The organism is Luteibacter sp. P1_D3 (genome assembly GCF_056406135.1).
Window position 1 is genome coordinate 1 of sequence record NZ_JBFUAT010000092.1, and the last position, 1,681, is coordinate 1,681.

A 1,681-nucleotide genomic window follows, 5' to 3' on the forward strand; every position below is an offset into this window, starting at 1 on the left:
GTGTCCTCGACCATGCCACGGAGCAATTGCACCCAACAACCGATGAAGCGCTCGACCGTCGACCGGTCGAACAGCGATGTCGCGTACTCGATACCGCCTCTCACTCCCCGACTGCCATCCTCCAAAGAAAGCGAAACATCGAACTTGGCCAATTGCACGCTAGATTCGATTTCCTGAGCAGCCAACGCAGACAGACTCCAAGCCGCCTCATTCCGATCCTCCCAGACGAACCAGGTCTGGAAGACCGGATGGTGCGCGGTGCTGCGTGCCGGATTGAGTCGCTCCACCACCTGCTCAAACGGCAGGTCCTGGTGTTGCTGCGCGGCTACGGTCGTTGCCTTGACCTGCTCCAGCAGCGACGCCACCGTCGGCGAGCCGGACAGGTCCACGCGGATAGCCACCGTATTCACGAAGAAGCCGATCAGCCCCTCGATCTCCTGTCGGCCGCGGTTCGCCGTCGGCGTACCCACCACCACCTCGTCCTGACCCGACAAGCGTGACAACAGCGCCGACCAGCTGGCCAGCAGGGTCATGAACAACGTGGTCCCGTGGCGGCGGCTCAGTGCACGCAGCCCCTCGGTCAGCGAAGCGTCCAGTTCGCACGCTACGAAGTCGCCCGCGTAGTCCTGCTGCGCCGGCCGCGGCCGATCCGTCGGCAGRTCCAACAGCGCCGGAGCTCCCGACAGCTGCGTCAGCCAGTACGCCTCCTGCGACGCCAGACGCTCACCAGACACCCATTGACGCTGCCAGGCCGCGTAATCGGCGTACTGCACCGCCAAGGGCGACAACGGGTTTTCCCGGCCTTCGCGGAACGCGTTGTACATCGCGCTCAACTCGCTGACCAGGATCCCCATCGACCAGCCATCCGAGACGATATGGTGCATCGTGATCGCCAACACGTGCCGGTCCGCGCTTCGCACGATCAACCGTCCACGGATCAGCGGCCCGGTCGACAGATCGAACGCCTCGGCGGATTCCTCGGCCAGCAACCGCGCCTGCGCCGTATCAGCCGACAACGCCTCCAGCGCCGTCAGGTCGTGCTCGACCAACGTAAACCGCGCATCGGCCGCGATCCACTGCACCGGCTGACCTTCTCGCGAAGGAAAGCTCGTTCGCAGCGCTTCGTGCCGCGCGAGCAAACCATCCAGCGCGCGACGCAACGCCACCTTATCGAGCGCACCATCCAGCGACATCGCCAGCGGGATGTGATACGCCCGACTGTGGCCTTCCAACTGGTCCAGGAACCACAGGCGCTGTTGCGCATACGACAGCGCCTGGCGGGCCGCACCCTCTGCAGGCGTCACCGCCGGCAACGTGCTGCGCGACGAGCCCGTCGTCGCCCGCGCAAAGTCACACAGCACCGGCGTGGTGAACAACTGGCTCAAGGCCACTTCCTGACCCAGTGCCTGACGCAGTCGAGAGATGACTTGCACGGCCAACAACGAGTGGCCGCCCAAGGCGAAGAAGTTGTCGTGGCGGCCCACCCGGGCATGRCCCAGCAGGCYYGACCACACCGTCGCGATCGCCTCCTCCACCGCACCTTCCGGTGCTTCGTACGCTTGCACCGCGTAGGACTCCGCCTCCGGTGCCGGCAGCGCCTTGCGATCCAGCTTGCCGTTGGGTGTCAGCGGCAGCGAGGCCAGCGTCACGATCGCACTCGGGACCATGTACTCCGCCAGCG

General features: G+C 65.5%; 1 protein-coding gene. It reads right to left on the minus strand.

Annotated elements, in window-relative coordinates; translation table 11 throughout:
* The coding region (locus AC1DYM_RS22980) for a condensation domain-containing protein (RefSeq protein ID WP_477342362.1) at positions 1–1,649 on the minus strand (1,649 nt) is incomplete at its 3' end.
* Positions 1,650–1,681: the final 32 nt, after the last annotated feature.